The sequence below is a fragment of the Ralstonia sp. ASV6 genome (genome assembly GCF_016429285.1).
Taxonomy (GTDB): domain Bacteria; phylum Pseudomonadota; class Gammaproteobacteria; order Burkholderiales; family Burkholderiaceae; genus Ralstonia; species Ralstonia flaminis.
The window spans coordinates 16746-32837 of sequence record NZ_JAELUI010000059.1; the positions used below are offsets into that span (position 1 = coordinate 16746).

At 63.1% G+C, this 16092-nt stretch carries 15 protein-coding genes; 11 read left to right on the forward strand and 4 right to left on the reverse strand.

Annotated elements, in window-relative coordinates:
* Window positions 1–36 precede the first annotated feature (36 nt).
* Window positions 37–684 (forward strand): LysE family translocator, encoded by a 648-nt coding sequence (locus tag JHD73_RS13690; protein WP_199030833.1) that lies wholly within the window; start codon window positions 37–39, stop codon window positions 682–684.
* A gap of 51 nt (window positions 685–735) precedes the next feature.
* Here the strand turns inward: JHD73_RS13690 and JHD73_RS13695 are convergent, their stop codons facing one another.
* Window positions 736–1389 (reverse strand): glutathione S-transferase family protein, encoded by a 654-nt coding sequence (locus JHD73_RS13695; RefSeq protein ID WP_199030817.1) that lies wholly within the window; start codon window positions 1387–1389, stop codon window positions 736–738.
* A gap of 220 nt (window positions 1390–1609) precedes the next feature.
* Between JHD73_RS13695 and JHD73_RS13700 the strand changes: the two genes are divergently transcribed.
* From JHD73_RS13700 to JHD73_RS13725, 6 genes are all read left to right on the forward strand, one after another.
* Entirely contained in the window at window positions 1610–2293 is a 684-nt protein-coding gene (locus tag JHD73_RS13700; RefSeq protein WP_199030818.1) for a hypothetical protein, read from the forward strand.
* A 676-nt stretch (window positions 2294–2969) separates the two neighbouring features.
* Window positions 2970–4340: a nucleotide sugar dehydrogenase gene (locus JHD73_RS13705; protein ID WP_199030819.1), complete on the forward strand. Its 1371-nt coding sequence runs from the start codon at window positions 2970–2972 to the stop codon at window positions 4338–4340.
* 39 nt (window positions 4341–4379) lie between these two features.
* Window positions 4380–5675, forward strand: a complete 1296-nt coding sequence (locus tag JHD73_RS13710) for a glycosyltransferase family 2 protein (protein ID WP_199030820.1) — start codon at window positions 4380–4382, stop codon at window positions 5673–5675.
* 63 nt (window positions 5676–5738) lie between these two features.
* Window positions 5739–6803 carry a hypothetical protein gene (locus JHD73_RS13715; protein WP_199030821.1) on the forward strand — a complete coding sequence of 355 codons (1065 nt, stop codon included), beginning with the start codon at window positions 5739–5741 and terminating at the stop codon, window positions 6801–6803.
* 37 nt (window positions 6804–6840) lie between these two features.
* A complete protein-coding gene (locus JHD73_RS13720) occupies window positions 6841–7905 on the forward strand; it encodes a hypothetical protein (RefSeq protein WP_199030822.1) in 1065 nt (354 codons plus the stop codon).
* A gap of 8 nt (window positions 7906–7913) precedes the next feature.
* The gene (locus JHD73_RS13725) at window positions 7914–8666 is read left to right on the forward strand and encodes a glycoside hydrolase family 16 protein (protein WP_199030823.1); all 753 of its coding nucleotides are present in this window, start codon (window positions 7914–7916) and stop codon (window positions 8664–8666) included.
* On the opposite strand, the gene JHD73_RS13730 is transcribed toward JHD73_RS13725, so the two are convergent.
* From JHD73_RS13730 to JHD73_RS13740, 3 genes are all read right to left on the reverse strand, one after another.
* The gene (locus JHD73_RS13730; RefSeq protein WP_199030824.1) at window positions 8647–9723 is read right to left on the reverse strand and encodes a glycosyl hydrolase family 18 protein; all 1077 of its coding nucleotides are present in this window, start codon (window positions 9721–9723) and stop codon (window positions 8647–8649) included. The two genes, JHD73_RS13725 and JHD73_RS13730, sit on opposite strands and share 20 nt — an antisense overlap.
* A 184-nt stretch (window positions 9724–9907) precedes the next feature.
* Complete coding sequence (locus JHD73_RS13735) at window positions 9908–10603, reverse strand: DUF2076 family protein (protein WP_199030825.1); 696 nt, start codon at window positions 10601–10603, stop codon at window positions 9908–9910.
* A gap of 107 nt (window positions 10604–10710) precedes the next feature.
* A complete protein-coding gene (locus JHD73_RS13740) occupies window positions 10711–11682 on the reverse strand; it encodes a GlxA family transcriptional regulator (protein WP_199030834.1) in 972 nt (323 codons plus the stop codon).
* A gap of 97 nt (window positions 11683–11779) precedes the next feature.
* Between JHD73_RS13740 and JHD73_RS13745 the strand changes: the two genes are divergently transcribed.
* From JHD73_RS13745 to JHD73_RS13760, 4 genes are all read left to right on the forward strand, one after another.
* A complete protein-coding gene (locus JHD73_RS13745) occupies window positions 11780–12238 on the forward strand; it encodes a tautomerase family protein (protein WP_199030826.1) in 459 nt (152 codons plus the stop codon).
* A 21-nt stretch (window positions 12239–12259) separates the two neighbouring features.
* Window positions 12260–13075 carry a dienelactone hydrolase family protein gene (locus JHD73_RS13750; RefSeq protein ID WP_199030827.1) on the forward strand — a complete coding sequence of 272 codons (816 nt, stop codon included), beginning with the start codon at window positions 12260–12262 and terminating at the stop codon, window positions 13073–13075.
* A gap of 135 nt (window positions 13076–13210) precedes the next feature.
* Window positions 13211–15574 (forward strand): bifunctional salicylyl-CoA 5-hydroxylase/oxidoreductase, encoded by a 2364-nt coding sequence (locus tag JHD73_RS13755; RefSeq protein WP_199030828.1) that lies wholly within the window; start codon window positions 13211–13213, stop codon window positions 15572–15574.
* 16 nt (window positions 15575–15590) lie between these two features.
* Window positions 15591–16092: SDR family NAD(P)-dependent oxidoreductase (locus JHD73_RS13760; protein WP_199030835.1), on the forward strand; the 502-nt coding region annotated here is incomplete at its 3' end.

The window sequence follows — 16092 nt, forward strand, 5'->3', positions numbered from 1 at the left end:
ACTACGACCAACAAGCACTTGAAGGAGCCCACGAACATGCAGGGTGCGGGGTCGATTTACGGATTTCTGGCAGTTGGCGGCATGCTTGCCGTGACACCGGGGCCGAACATGGTCTACGTGATGTCGCGCTCGATCGCGCAAGGACGCACGGCAGGGTTGATCTCGCTGGCGGGCGTCATGCTCGGCTACCTCTTCTATATGTTCGGGGCGGCGTTCGGCATCACGGCATTCTTCCTGAGCGTGCCCTATGCCGGCAGCGTTCTGGGTGCGGTGGGCGCGGCCTATCTGTTCTATCTGGCGTGGCAGGCAGTGCGGCCGGGTGGCCGCTCTCCTCTGGAGGTGCGCGATCTGCCGCGTGAACAGCCGCGCAGGCTGCTGGTGATGGGCGCAACCACAAGCCTGTTGAACCCCAAGCTCGCGATGATATTTCTGTCGCTCTTGCCGCAGTTCATCGACTATCAGCACGGCAGCGTTCTTAAACAATCGCTCGCGCTTGGCTCGTCATTGATCGTCGCGTTCGCCACCGTCAATGGCTTGGTGGCAATCTGCTCCGGCAGCATGGCGACACTGCTATCCCGTCGCCCCGGGCTCCTGCTGGCGCAACGCTGGGCGATGGGCGCTGTCCTGGGGGTGCTGGGCGCACATATGTGCATCGATGCGTTTAGGCTGGCGGGCGTGTATTGAGTGCCGCGCAGCAGCAGGTGCAGCGTGGCTGGAGCCCAGAACAGGCTTCTATCAACCAGCCGATGACTTGCCGGTGAACACCGCCAACTGAGCCGCGAAAGCCCGCTGGTAAGCAGGCCGCGCTTCACCACGGGCGACATAGGCAACCAGCTTCGGAAATGCATCCAGCAAGCCCGACGGCCGTAGCCTGAGCAGCACCGACACCATCATCAGATCGCCCGCGCTGAACGCACCATCGAGCCAGTCCGCATCGCCCAGCCGGGCAGAAAGCTGGTCTAGCCGATGGCGGATGCGATCCATGATCAACGGCAGGCGCTCCTGGGTCCAGGGCTTGTCGCCCTCCTGAAACTTGGCGGTGGAGAGTTCGAGGATCGGCGGCTCCACGGTGTTGAGCGCGGCAAACATCCACGTGATTGCCCGCGCCCGCGCATTGCCATCGTTCGGCAGTAGACCCGCATGGCGCTCGGCGATATGGAGAATGATCGCGCCTGTCTCGAACAAGACGAGATCGTCTTCCTCATACGTGGGAATCTGGCCGAACGGCTGAAGGCTCAGATGTGCGGGCGCCTTCATCGCATGGAACGAGACAAGGCGAACCTCATAGGGTTGGCCCACTTCTTCGAGCGCCCAGCGAACGCGCGTGTCACGCGCCAGTCCCTTGCCGCCATCGGGCGACCGTTCAAAGGCAGTGATGATGGGGGTCATTGGCGTGCTCTCCTTGCCTTGTTTCACTTGCGACGAGTGCATTGCTGACGATTCGATGCGTTCCCGGTTTGGGGAGCTTGCAGGCCCTTTCTGTTTGATTCAAGAGGCTGTCTATTGGCCCGAGGTACCCGTCCCGTAACGGTGGCTGTGCTGATTGGCACATGGTTTCACGCCGCGCGCGCATCTACTTTCTCTTCACGGCAACGATCACGACGGACGCGTGAATGTAACCACTGCGTTCAGTGGCACATGCGTCGTTCAGACCGACGTTGCCGACCATCCAAACAACCTCGGGAACGCATCGACCATGGACATCACACAGGCTTCTGTCATTGGAGGCAACCTTGTTGCCATCATCAAGCGGGACTTCTACAACGGCGGCGCATTCACCGCGATCGGCGGCTTCCCCGTGACCGGGGCGGTCAGGCTGGACAACGGGATCGGCAACGCCGTGCCCAACTCCACGCTTGGTACCTACGAGCACAACAACGTGACTGACGTGGTCATCGACGTGAACAGCCGCTTGCTCCAGCTTGGCGACAACGCTATCAAGTTCGCCCTGGCGCACGAACTGGGCCATGCGTTCAGTGAAAAGCTGGCGTCGGACCTTGGCTATGGCCCCAAGAATCCGCTGGATGGACCGCGTACGGAAATCATTGCGGACCTGGGCGCCGCCTACCTTCTTAAGCAAGCCGGCGTCAGCTGGGACGATATCTGCAGCGTCGCCAACAACGGTGTTGCTACAGGCATCTTCAACGCAGGCTGGTCTGGCGACCACCCGCCCGGTGCCAAGCGCGCCGAGTGCGTGAAAAGCCTGGCCGAACTGATGAAGGCCGGCCATAGCTTCAAAGATGCGTTGAAGGGGTTGCTGCTCAGCCTGGAGGGGTATCGGCCGGGGCACTAGTCCGCCCTGTCCACGCAGACTGAGCACACGATTGACCCCTTTTTGTATTGCAACGCCGTTGTGACTTTGGATGTGCAATTGCTGATGTCCAAGCGTGGAGAAGACGCACCCGTGGGCGAGCCGGCAGGTTTTGCTCCTTGCGTGCGTAGTGGAAAGGGCTGGTACCGAAGCGTGCCGGCCGCTTTCTGCTTGGTTTTGTGTCGGCGTTTGAGAGGCCGAACCCTGATGGCGCTTCCATTTGGCCGGATCAGCGCCGAATCCTCATCCGGTCATCACGTCGCCGCAGTCCTTATCGAGCCGCCGCCGTCACGCGACGAGGCCAGGGGATGCGGTTCATTCCGGCTCGCACCCCAGCGCCCGGAACTATGTGAATTTTGTGATCTTCGTCACGGCAGACATAGGCCGTTCGGGCGGACGTTACGTAACGCGAAACGTTTTAAGTGCTTTTAATTGCACTTTTCCATTGCAATCTCTACACGTTTGGCGGCCCGCTGTGCCTTATGTGACAACGTTTTCATCTGATCCGCAAAATGTTGCTATCGCCGTGGCACGCTCTTTGCAGATTCTCACCTCATAAAAAATTGGTCGCCAGCCGCCGCCGGAAACGCGTCTGGGCGAACCATCACAACAGGTTGGCGCTCGGGTAGCCAGTCTGGACCGATGAGGGGAGAGGACGATGTCACTGACTGGCAAGTCGGCGTTTGGCGACAATGTGTTCATCAAGCCGGTGCCACGCTGGCCGGATTCGACCAGGCCGGTGGTTGAGCCCGCAACGATCAAGATTGCCGTGGTTGGCCTGGGTTATGTGGGCGCGCCGTTGGCGGTGGCATTTTCGCGGCACTTTGCCGTGTCCGGGCTCGACATTGACGCCACACGCGTGGCGGATCTGAGTGAAGGACACGACCGCACCAACGAGCTCACCAGCAACGAGTTGCTTGAAGCCGCCGCGCGTTTCACAACCGATGCCACGGTGTTGGGGCAGGCCGACGTCATTGTCGTGACGGTGCCCACGCCGGTAGACCAGGCTCGCGTTCCCGACCTGAACCCGGTGATGCAGGCGTCCATCTCGGTGGGCAAGCATATGAGGCGCGGGGCGATCGTCGTGTACGAAAGCACGGTCTACCCCGGCGTGACCGAAGAGATCTGCATTCCGCTGCTTGAGCGCCACAGTGGCTTGAAACACCTGAAGGACTTCCACGTCGGATACTCACCCGAACGCATCAACCCGGGCGACCGCGTGCACACGCTTACCACGATGACCAAGATTGTGGCCGGCGACACGCCGGAGACGCTCGACGCACTGGTACGTCTGTATGGCGCCGTCACGCAGGTGCATCCGGCCAAGAGCATCAAGGTGGCCGAGGCGGCCAAGGTGCTAGAGAACACGCAGCGCGACGTGAATATCGCGCTCATGAACGAGGTATCTCAGTTGCTGGGCGCGCTGGGTGTGGACACGCACGACGTACTGGCCGCTGCGCGTAGCAAGTGGAATTTTCTGGACTTCCGGCCGGGGTTGGTGGGCGGACACTGCATCTCGGTGGATCCGTACTACCTGACGCACAAGGCGGCCTCGTGCGGCTTCAATGCAAGCCTGATTCTGGCGGCGCGCGAGACCAACGACAGCATGTCGCAGTTTGTGGTGGATCAGCTCATGCGGCGCATGACGCAGTGCTACCTGCTGAGCCCGCATACCGTCGTGACCATCCTTGGCATGACGTTCAAGGAAGACGTGCCCGACATCCGCAACTCCAAGGTGGCCGACATCGTGAAAAAGCTCGGTGCGCTGGGCATCCGTACGCAGGTTGTCGACCCACTGGCCGACAGCGGCGAGGTGACGCACGAATACGGCTTCTGCCTGACACGCCTGGCCGATGCCAAACCGGCGGACGCGATCGTGCTGGCCGTGCCGCACACGGAATACCGCGAGGGCGGCTGGACGCTGGTGGAGTCGCTCGCCAAGCCAGGTGCGTCATTCGTGGTGAGTGATCTTAAGGCCGTGCTGGACCGGGATACCTGCCCGGACCGTGCAGTGCTGTGGCGGCCCTGAGTTCTGTCTTTCGTCTTTCCCTCACGGTGTTCCCCTGCCATGGAAGCCTATCTGCTGCTGACGCTCTCGCTCGGCTGGGTACTGTCGGCCCTGCTGTATCTGATCCCGCTGCTGTGCGTGATCTTCTGGCGCAAAGAAACCTTTCTGGCGAAGGACTTCTCTGTGCAGCGCCGCGTGTCGGTACTGCTGCCTTGCTTTAACGAGGGCCCGCACGCTTACGACACGATCAAGAGCATTAGCGAGTCGAACTATCCGGCCGGGCTGCTGGAGATCGTTGCCGTGGATGACCACTCCACTGACGACAGCTGGGAGTGGATTCAGATGGCGCAGCATGACTTCTCGGGTGCGGTGCGTATCTCTGCCTATCGGCAGCCTGTGAACAAGGGCAAGTACGAAGCGCTGAACCGTGCGGCCAACATCGCGACCGGTGCCGAGATCTTCATCTGTATCGACAGCGATTGCACGTTCCATCCGGATGCGGTGCGCGAGCTGGTGGCGTCGTTCACCTCGGAGAAGATCGCCGCGGTGGGCGGGCACGTGCGCGTGAGCAATGTCAACGAGAACCTCGTCACCAAAACACAGGCAACGGTGTACTTCTACGCCTACAAGGTGATGAAGATGTTCCAGAACCGCCTGCGCAATGTCACGTGCATCAGCGGTTGCTTGTTTGCCATCCGGCGTGACGCGTTCTTCGAGATTGAAGACGACGTGAAGACGTGCAATTTCCTCGGTGCCAAGTTCTCGGCCGGTGAAGACCGCTACATGACGCACCTGCTGATGCTGCGTGGGTATCAGACGGCCGTGAACCTCGATGCCATCTGCTGGACCGAGGTGCCGACCACCTTCCGCAAGTTCTTTACGCAGCAGTGGCGCTGGCGCCGCAGCGGCACGCAGGACTACTTGCTCACGTTGCGCACGCTGGGTCGCCACGCGCGCAACGTGCATCCGCTCTCGGCCATGAACCTGATCCTGCCCGAAACGGTGAATTACCTGATGTTGTTCACCTTCGTCTTTGCGATTGCCTCAGGCAATGCGCTGGAGTGGATCGTCTCGCACCAGGTGTTTACCTACACGGTGTTTGCGCCATTCCTGATTGGCGTGCACATCTGGGCAAAGCGGTGCGCACCGGATCAAGCCGTGGAGGGTGGCCCTCTGCCGCTGCTGCCGTTCATTGCGGCATGGGCACTGGCAGGCACCGTTACCTGCGCAATGATGGCCATCTTCACGATGGACTCAAGCAGTTGGGGCACACGTGTTGCCAAGAAGCAGGAGGAACCCACGGGTGCCGCTGAAGACGGCGCCGCAGTCGAAGGCATGCAGCCGCAGCAGGGCTGACGATCACAAAAACAAATCGAACGGACCGGCTCCATGCAGGAGACGGCCGGGGGAGCTCAGACAATGTTTTATCGTTCCATGCGCTGGAAGGGCGCGGTCTTTCTCACGTTGTCGGTGTTGCCAATGCTTGCTGTGGCCGGTGAGGCGGATCTGTTCTGCGAGCTGTCTGGCGTTCAGGCCGATGCGGAATCGACGGTGCTCGACGCACCGTATGCCTTCGTCAACGTGGGCAACCCGTCCATTTCCAACAAGGTTGTGTCAGCGGGCGTGAGCAAGAGCCTGTCGCAGGCGCGTCGCGCGGGCCTGGTGCAGGAGCGCGCGGCGGCTGAGTGCGAGGCGTATCGATCTGGCCTGGCGCTCAAGGCGTCGGTTGACGGTGTGCCCGCCAAGATTGAACTGCGCTCTCTGGAAGCGCGGCGGCAAGGTTTGGCGCAGGCGCTGGATTCCGCCGAGCGCAACCTCGCTACGGAACAGACCCTGCTGGCCAGCAACGACGCCACGCTGGCCGATCTCACGGCAGCACTGCGCTTGCGAGACGGCATTGCGATGGACTTGGCTGCGTTGCGCCAGCGTGAGGCAGAACTCTCCACCGCCGCAGAGCCAGCCCAGCAGCCGTTGGGCAATCTGGTGAGCCAGAACGCCGTTGCGCAGGCGCGTGCCGCCCAACTGGCTTCCCGCGTGAACGCCACGCTCGGCTGGGACGTGACGATCCTGGCTGGCATGCGTCACGACTTCACTTCCGGATCGCAGTCGCCATTCATCGGGCTGACGGCATCGCGCAGCTTTGGCTATGACGCCTCGGTACGTGCTTCTGACCGCGTGGGCGAACTCACCGCCAAGCTGGTCGCGGAGCAGCGCGACGGCGCGTATCAACAAATCCAGCGCATGCGCCAGTCGCTTGAAGGTGTGCTGAGCGCTGAGGCGCTGCGCCAGCACAGCCTTGAGCAGCGCAACGAGGTCATCCGCACGCTGATCGAGCGGGCGCAGGGTGTCGATACCAATGCCTCACGCCGCCTGTTGCGCAACATGTCTGTGGAGCGCCTGACTACGTCGGCAGAGCTGGCCGCCAGCAGTGCTCGCATTCACGGTATCGACGCTTGGCTCAAGGCCAATCCCAACCTCAACTGATCTGATCTCAACTCCAACAACCTGCGGGGCACCTCTGATGATTGCCGCCTTCTCGAACTACTTTCAGTCGAAGATGCTCGTTGTCTACCGGCTGGCCTCGTTTCTTGTGCTGATTGCCATCATCGGCGGCATCTTCGGCTACATCGCGCTGCTGTTCTTCTACCTGCAGAGCACGAGCTGGGGTGCGCCGCTGGTGATCTCGCCCGCGCAGGAGCGGGTGCTTTCGTATCAGCCGCAGGTGGCGCAGTTACGCGCCCAGCTCGACAAGCAGCGTGCGGACCTGGCAGACCTCAACGCACAACTGGCAGTCAAGCAGGAAGGGCTCCAGGCGCTTGACGCGTTGATCGCGCGTACGACTGAAGCCCAGCAGCGCCAGATCCAGAACATGTCGCATGTGTCCAGGAATCTTGGGCACTTGGTGTCCCTCAAGTCCGTCGACATTGCGGACAGCGAGCGGGCGCACGCGCAACTCAAGAACATGATGGCGTCAACCGATGCGGAATTGCGTGCCGGCCTGATCTCCAAGGAAGACGCAGCGGCTCGCATGGTTACGCTGCAGTCGTCGGCCAATGCCCTGACGGATTCGAAGATCGCCGCGGTGCAGGTGGGCGTGAACTCGACGCAGAGTCGGGCCGTGATGTCAACGCTGGGCGGTGCGGCGGACGACCTGCAGACCATGACCACGCTGGCGCAGACGCAGCAGATGATCTTCTCGCGCATGCAGCTCAAGGCCGACATCGATTCGGCGAAAAGCAATGTGGTCGTGCTGCAGGCGAGCATCAAAGAGTCAGAGCGCATTCTGATGGTGGCGATGCGCACGCCCTATTACAAGGCACTCACGCAGCCGGTGTCGGTGGCCTTCGTCCCCTACGAGAACATGGAACGCGCCAAGGCCGGTGAGCCCGTGTACGACTGCGTCCTGCAGATCTTTCTGTGCAGGCAAGTCGGCAAGGTGGCTGCCACTTACGATGCCGAGGAGTATGCCAAGCACCCGCTGTTCCGCTACGACCTCAAGGGCAAGCTGGTTGAGGTCAATTTCAGCGATCCGGCATCGAGCACCAGCCGTGTTGTTTTCTTCGGCCGCAAGCCGCTGCTGCTGTGAGGCCCGCCATGCTGCGTCATCCATTCCATCTGCTGTGTTTGCTCGTAAGCATTGCGGGCACCTGCACTGTGGCGATGGCCCGAGAGGTTGAGTTCTCTGGCCAGCGCTGGGTGGTCCGCTCATCCGGCGGGCAATTGAGCGGGCCAGGTCCCAACGTGTTTTCAGACGGCCTGGACGCTGTGCGTGTCGATGCCCAGGGGCGCTTGCGCATGGCCATCGCCAAGACCCCGCAGGGTTGGCATTCGGCTGAGGTGACGCTTTCCCGGCCGCTGGGCTACGGCACCTATGAGTTGGACGTTGAGACCAATCCGTTCGGCATGGACCGCCAAGCAGTCTTCGGCTTTTTCAGCTATAGCAGTGCACCGGAGCAGGCCCATCGCGAGCTTGATGTGGAACTGTCGTACTGGGGGCGGCCGGGTGAGGCCAACAATGCGCAGTTTGTCGTGCAGCCTTCGGGCGCTCCCGATACCTTGCGACGGTTCCAGGTCAATCACGGCCCGGTGACCTATCGCATCCGATGGGAACGCGGACTGGCGGAGTTCAGTGCCACTACGGCAGATGGCGCGGTGCTGCAGCACTGGTCCCGCACGGTGGGCGTGCCCGAAGCGGGCGATGCCCGTATCCAACTGAACCTGTGGCTGTTCCAGGGCAAGCCGCCGCAGAACGGTCAGCCGGTGGAATTCGTGGTGCGGGGGTTCCGTTTTTCCCCGAGTGGCGCGGCGGGTGCCGGCCCCGTTCCCGTCAGTGGACCACAGCGGTGATGGCGCTCCAGAAGCTGGCGTTTTCCGCGCCCAGCACCCACATCGATACGCCGGCCAGATTCAACGTGTTGGCCATGGCTGCCTTGGTTTGCAGGCCCTGTGCGGTTTCATACCAGACCTCATGCGCACTGCCATCGGTGGCCGTGTAGTTGAAGTGGCCCGATTGGGTGGTGGCGTCCCATTGGGCGGTTGCGCCCGTTGTGGTGATCAACGCAGGGATGTCTTTGAAGGCGACCGAGGTGCCGGTGTTCCGTGTGCGATTCCAGTCATAACCATACGCGGGCAGGCCAAGCAGCAGCTTGGCTGCAGGCACGACGCCTGCGGCGTATTGCAGCGAAGCGAGCATCCAGTCGCTGCCGGCAACCGGGCCGGGTTGACCGCTCGGCACGTGCTCGTCGTAGGTCATGACCTGGATGAGGTCAGCGCTTTGCCCCAGCGCGGCGTAGTCGTACGGCCACGTCCACGTGTTGCCGATCGCGTCTGCGGTCTTGGCAGGCAGGCTCAGCATGAGCGTGGATTGGTTGGCGTGCAGTTGCGTAGCTAGGTCGGCAACGAAGCTGGTGTAGGCGTCGCGATCGGACGTATACAGGCCTTCGAAATCGAGGTTGATGCCGGCCAGGTTCTGCGTTTTGGCCAGTGTGACGATGTTCTGCAGCGTCGTCGCACGGTTGGTGACGAGCGCACCGTGCGCGATGGCCGGATCGAAGTCCGTGCCAAAGTTCGTGATACAGGCGTATGAAAGTTTGCCTGCCGACTGGTTGTTTGACAGCAGCGCGGTCGACAGCGTGCCGTTCAAACTACCGTTTGCATCAACACGGACGACGTCGATGGAGATGGCATTGACTGGCGTAGTGGCACTCATGGCGGCAGCCATCGATGTTGTGCTGCCCAGTGCGTAGCCCAATAGCATCTTGGGCGTGGCCGTCGAGATCTTGGTGGTGGTTGGGGGTGTGGCGGCGGGGGCAACCGCTCCGGTGGCCGAGGCACCGTCGCCACCGCCGCAAGCGGACAGCAGCAGTGCAGCGTACGCCGCGCCGATTAGACCGATCACTTTCATGTGAAACCCCGTTCGTGTTTGTGTTCTGTCGGGGTCTATCGGTCTCGTGCGCAGAACCTTGAGACGTCAACGCCTCATCCGTATGCCCTAGGGATGAAGCGTGATGTCACGTGTTTGAAGCGGCTGTGAGAGCCATACACAGCAGGCGGAAAGCCGCCCGCTGGGGTGTCTGTGCGCTGTTTGCCTAGCTCAACAACGAATCATCATCCGAATAATCACCGCCACCCAGGTCGCTATCGTCGACCAGCCCAAGGCTGTCATCACGCGAGGCCGTGTTGTTGCTGTTGCCGCTGTCACCGTCGTAGTAATTGTTGATCACCGTTTCTGTGGTGCCGCCCATCAACGGCTGCTGACCAAAGAAGCCGCCTCCGCCGCCACTGTTGTGGTGGAACAGGTTCTCAATGCCCTGGAATAGGAGCGCGCCGCCTGCCACGCCGGCTGCCGTGGTGGCCACGCTGCCGAGCGTGCTGCCCAGGCCGCCGCTCAAGAAGCCCGAGCGTACGGGTTGCACCGGGGCCTGTTGTACTGGTTGGGCCTGAGGCGGCATCTGCATGGGGGCCACCTGTTGGGGAGCGAACCCCGGGTTGGGTGCTGCGCTGTTGGCGTGGCTGCCCCAGTTGTTGGCCGAATCCATGAACGACGCACTGCGGCCGGCTTGCGCTGCCTGCAACTGGTTTTGCAGGGTGGTGATCTGCGTCTGGGCCGATGCCAGCGCCTGGTCGAGCAGCATGGCGCGCTGCACGAGCAGGTAAGCGGCGTCCGGCTGGCGGGCGGCGGCTTCCAGAATGCGGGCTTCGGCCTGCGGGTCCTTGGCCCCCGCGCGCGCTTGCGTCAGTTGGGCCAGGAAGTTTTCCAGGGCTTGCAGTTCTTGCGGGGACATGGCGCTTGTTCCTATCTGGGTGGATGCGACGTGTCCAAGTTAGGGGCCAAGTCTTAAGCGAACATTAAAGCGGGGCCGGTTCTTGTGTAACGGCCTGTAACGCCGCCCTACGCTGCTGGCCGGTACTGGCTCGGATTGGCGCCCGTTACCTTGCGCATCAGGCGCCGCAGGGCGGTGGCGTCTTCGTAGCCCACGGCTTCGGCTACGCTGTCGATGGTCATGCGGCTGGATTCGATCAGCATGCGGGCGCGGTTCAGGCGCACGCTTTGTATCAGGGCGAGGGTGCTTCTGCCGGTGGCTTCCTGCACGTGCCGCGACAGCGTGCGTTGCGACATGGCAAATTCATCGGCCAGCGCCTGCACGCTGGGTGGGTTGGGCAAGGCGGCTTCAACGCGCGCCACCAGCCGCGCAATCAGCGCGTTGCCGTTGGCCAGCATGGCGGGCACCACAAATGGCGCCTGCGCGTGGCGGCCATCGATCAGCAGCACGCGCCCCACGGCATCGGCCAGCGCCACGCCAAAGCGTGTGCGCAGCAGGTGCAGCATCAAATCGGTCTGCGCGAAGGCGGCGCCGGCGGTGCTGATGGGGCCATCGGCGCAGACCATGCGATTCGCATCGACCGTGCATGCGGGTTCCAACTGCTGCAGCGTGGCGGCCAGCCACCAAGAAGTTGTCACACGGCGCGCCGGCAGCAGCCCGGCCGCCTGCAGCAGAAACACGGCAGAACACGATGCCGCCACCTGGCCGCCTGCTGCCGCATGTGCGGCCAGGGTGCGTGCCGCCCGCTGCGCATCGTCACGCGCCAGGCGTGCGGCCAGGGCACCCGCGTCGTCGATGCCGAGCCCAGGCACGACCCACGTGCTGCTATCGGGCCGGGGCCGTTTTGGCAAGGCTGCCGCGTCGATCTGCATGCCGCTGCTCAGCCGCACACTGGGCGCGTCTGCTGACAGTACACGCCATGTCGGGCGCGCCGCCTTCACGCGCGGCGCGAGTGTTGACGCTGCCTGCAGAACGTCCAGTGTGGCCGCCACGCTGGTCGCATACGCGCCCGAGAGTACGAGGATGGTGAAATCCGCCATGACCAAAATTGCCTGAAAGATGTCGAAATCGACACTCCAAGTGTAGCGGCCGCTCGCGTTCAATGCAGGTATGCCCACCACACGCAAGGTTGCCCGCATGCCGAACATCCTCGTCAAGATTCCCGCAGATACCTTTGATCGCACCGCACGCGCATCGCTTGCCCGTCGCATCAATGAAGCCGCCGCGCAGGCAGAGCAGATTCCCGACGACCCACGCAGGCGTTTCTCGACTTGGGTCGTGATCGAAGAAGTGGCCGCGGCAATGTGGACTTGCGGCGGTATGGAGCTGCCTGCGCAGATCGTGCCGTGCATGGCGATCGTCTTCGTGCCAGCCGGTGTGCTCGATGCCGACGCGCGGGCGCTGTTCGTGCGGCTGATGCATGACGCGTTCGCGCAAGCCTTGCCTGCTGATGCGGGGCGACGCGTCATCACCTCCGTAATGCTGTACGACGTGGCAGACGGCACTTGGGGTGTCAACGGTGCGCTGTGGACACTGCCCGACTTTGCATCGGCATCCGGTTATACGCACCTTCAGCACCTTGCTACCAACGCTTGACCACCGCCAGGAGCCCACGCAATGACAAGCCGTCACCCGCAGGAAGATGATCGTCTTGAAGACTTCGCACGCCGTCAGATCACGCTCGATGGCGTGGTCAAGACGGTGTATGTGGCCGGCACGGGGCCTGCCGTGATCGTCATGGCCGAGATGCCCGGCATCAGCCCGCACGTGGCGCGGTTTGCGCGCTGGGTGCGCGATGCGGGCCTGACGGTCTATATGCCGTCGCTATTCGGGCGTGACGGCGCGGTGCCCGAGGCCGACGCGGGTGCAGAGGTCTTCCGGCATGCGTGCGTGAGTGCAGAGTTCCGCGCGTTTGCGGCCAACCAGGCTAGCCCCGTCACGCAATGGCTGCGCGCGCTGGCGCGGCTGGCGCATGCGGAGTGCGGCGGCCCTGGCGTGGGCGCCATCGGCATGTGCTTCACCGGCAATTTTGCGCTGACGATGATGCTGGAACCGGCTATGTTGGCGCCGGTGTTGTGCCAGCCGTCTTTGCCGTTGAACGAGCCGGGCGGGATCGAGATTGCCCCGGAGGATGCCGCCGCCGTACGCCAGCGGTTGGAACGTGAAGACCTGACCGTGCTGGCCTACCGGTTTGAGGGCGATCGCTTCTGTCGCGCCCAGCGCTTTACCGCGTATGCCGAAGCGCTGGGTGATCGCTTCGTGGCGCGTGTGCTGCCTGACAGCGCTGCGCACCCGAACCCACCACCGTTCTTTGCCCAGCATGTGCCGTGTCCGCACAGTGTGGTCACCGCGCACCTGATCGACGCAGCGGGGGAGCCTACCGCAGCCGCCCGCGATGAGATTCTGGCGTTTTTCCGGCAGCGCCTTGCCTGAGTGGGGGCTCACATTCCGGTGTGCACCAGGAGGCGCCTGTTTGGTGTAAACCCAGGGGCGTCGCCGTCGCAAATTACTTTACAACTAAACTATTCATGACTAATGTAATGCCGCATCGAACGCGGAGCCGTTGTCATGAAGATCGTCTGTATTGGTGGTGGGCCAGCTGGCCTGTACTTTGCCCTGCTGATGAAGTTGCAGGACCCGTCACACGACATCACCGTTGTGGAACGCAATCGGCCGTATGACACCTTCGGCTGGGGCGTGGTCTTCTCGGATCAGACGCTGGGCAACCTGCAGCGGGCCGACGCCAAGAGCGCCGCGCAGATCCTCGACGCCTTCAACCATTGGGACGACATTGAAGTCCACATCCGCGGCCAGGTGGTGCGCTCGGGCGGCCACGGCTTCTGCGGCATCGGCCGCAAGCGCCTGCTGAACATCCTGCAGGCGCGCTGCGAGGAAGAGGGCGTCAAGCTCGTCTTTGAAACGGACGTGCAAGACGACACTGCTTATGCCGATGCCGACCTCATCATCGCCAGCGACGGCCTGAACAGCCGCATCCGCACCAAGTACGCCGCCACTTATCAACCCGATATCGACACGCGCCGCTGCCGCTTTGTCTGGCTCGGCACGCACAAGCTGTTCGAGGCGTTCACCTTTGCGTTTGAAGAGACCGAGCACGGCTGGTTTCAGGCGCATGCGTACCGCTTTGACGACGAGACCTCCACCTTCATCGTCGAGGCGCCAGAAGAGGTGTGGCGCAAGGCCGGGCTTGAGACGATGGAGAAGGAAGATGCCATCGCCTACTGCGAGCGCCTGTTCGCCAAGTACCTCGATGGCAACAAGTTGATCTCCAACGCCACGCACCTGCGGGGCTCGGCGCAGTGGATTCGCTTTCCGCGCGTGGTGTGCGGGCACTGGGTGCACATCAACGAGAACAACACGCCCGTCGTGCTGATGGGCGACGCGGCGCATACGGCGCACTTCTCGATCGGCTCGGGCACCAAGCTGGCGTTGGAAGATTCGATTGAACTTGCACGCAGCATCGGCCAGCATCCGGGCGATCTGAAAAGTGCACTTGAACATTACGAAGCCGTGCGCAGCGTGGAAGTGCTGCGCATTCAGAACGCGGCGCGCAATTCGACCGAGTGGTTTGAAAACGTGTCGCGCTACGCCAGCCTGCCGACCGAGCAGTTTGCGTATTCGCTGCTTACGCGCAGCCAGCGCATCAGCCACGAAAACCTGCGCCAGCGCGACAAGGCCTATCTCGAATCATTCGAAGACTGGATTGCCGAGCAGGCCGGTGCACCACGCTCGCCCGAGCGCGCCCCGGTGCCGCCCATGTTTACGCCCTTTACCGTGCGCGGCGTCACGCTGAAAAACCGCGTGGTGGTGTCGCCCATGGCGCAGTACTCCTGCGAAGACGGCCAGCCCGCGGACTACCACCTTGTGCACCTGGGCGCGCGCGCCATGGGCGGTGCCGGGCTGGTGATGGTTGAGATGACCTGCGTGTCGCCCGACGCGCGCATCACCCCGGGCTGCCCGGGCTTGTGGAACACCGAACACCGCGACGGCTGGGCACGCATCGTCCACTTCGTGCATGCCAATAGCGAGGCGAAGCTCGGCATCCAGCTTGGTCACGCAGGCGCCAAGGGCTCGACCCGCGCGGCGTGGGACGGTATCGACCTGCCGCTGGAAGACGGCCACAACTGGCCGCTCATCTCCGCATCCCCACAGCAGTATCTCGATGGCGTGAGCCAGTGGTCCCACGCCATGACGCGCGACGACATGGACCGCGTGCGTGATGACTTCGTCCACTCGGCACGCCTGGCGGCTGAGGCCGGCTTCGATTGGCTGGAACTGCACTGCGCGCACGGCTATCTGCTGTCGTCGTTCATCTCGCCGCTGACGAACCAGCGCAATGACGAATACGGCGGCTCGCTGGAAAACCGCCTGCGCTTTCCGCTGGAAGTCTTCCACGCAGTGCGCGAGGTGTGGCCGAGCACCAAGCCGATGTCGGTGCGGATCTCTGCGCACGACTGGGTGGAAGGCGGCATCACGCCGGACGATGCGGTGGCGATTGCGCGCATCTTCAAGGCAGCGGGCGCCGACATGATCGACTGCTCGTCGGGCCAGGTCAGCAAGAAGGAGCAGCCGGTGTTCGGCCGCATGTTCCAGACGCCGTTTGCCGACCGCGTGCGCAACGAGGCGGGCATCGCCACGATTGCCGTGGGCGCGATCTCCGAGGCGGACCACGTCAACAGCATCATCGCCGCCGGCCGTGCGGACCTGTGCGCTGTGGCGCGCCCGCATCTGGCCAACCCGGCCTGGACGCTGAACGAAGCCGCGCGCATCGGCTACCTCGACATGCCCTGGCCCAAGCAGTACCGCGCGGGCAAGCTGCAACTCGAACGCAATCTCGAACGTGAGCGCGCGATGGCGACGCAGGCAGCGGGGCTCTCGCCGCTGGAGCAGGCCAACCGCATGCAGGGAGTTTGACGTGACGACATCTGCGATGCTGGCAGGACATCATGCCGTCGTCACCGGAGCAGGCCGGGGGATTGGCGCTGCGATTGCCGTGCAACTCGCCGCGCAGGGCGCCACGCTCACGCTGATGGGCCGCAACGCGGCTGTGCTGGAGGCAACGGCCAAGACGCTGTCGGACAGTGCACGCGCGCAGGTCGTCACGTGCGACGTGACGGATGCGGCGAGTGTGTCGGCTGCGTTCGAATCCGCACGCGCTGGGCTTGGCCCTATCTCCATCCTCGTCAACAACGCGGGGCAGGCAGAGAGCGCCTCGTTTGCGAAGACCACGCTTGACCAGTGGCAGCGCATGCTGGCCGTCAACCTGACGGGCACGTTCCTCTGCACGCAAGCGGCGCTGGCGGATGTACAGGCCAGTGGCCGTGGTCGCATCGTCAACATTGCCAGCACGGCGGGGCAGCGCGGCTATGCGTATGTGTCGGCCTATGTGGCGGCCAAGCATGGCGTGATTGGCCTCACGCGCTCGCTGGCGC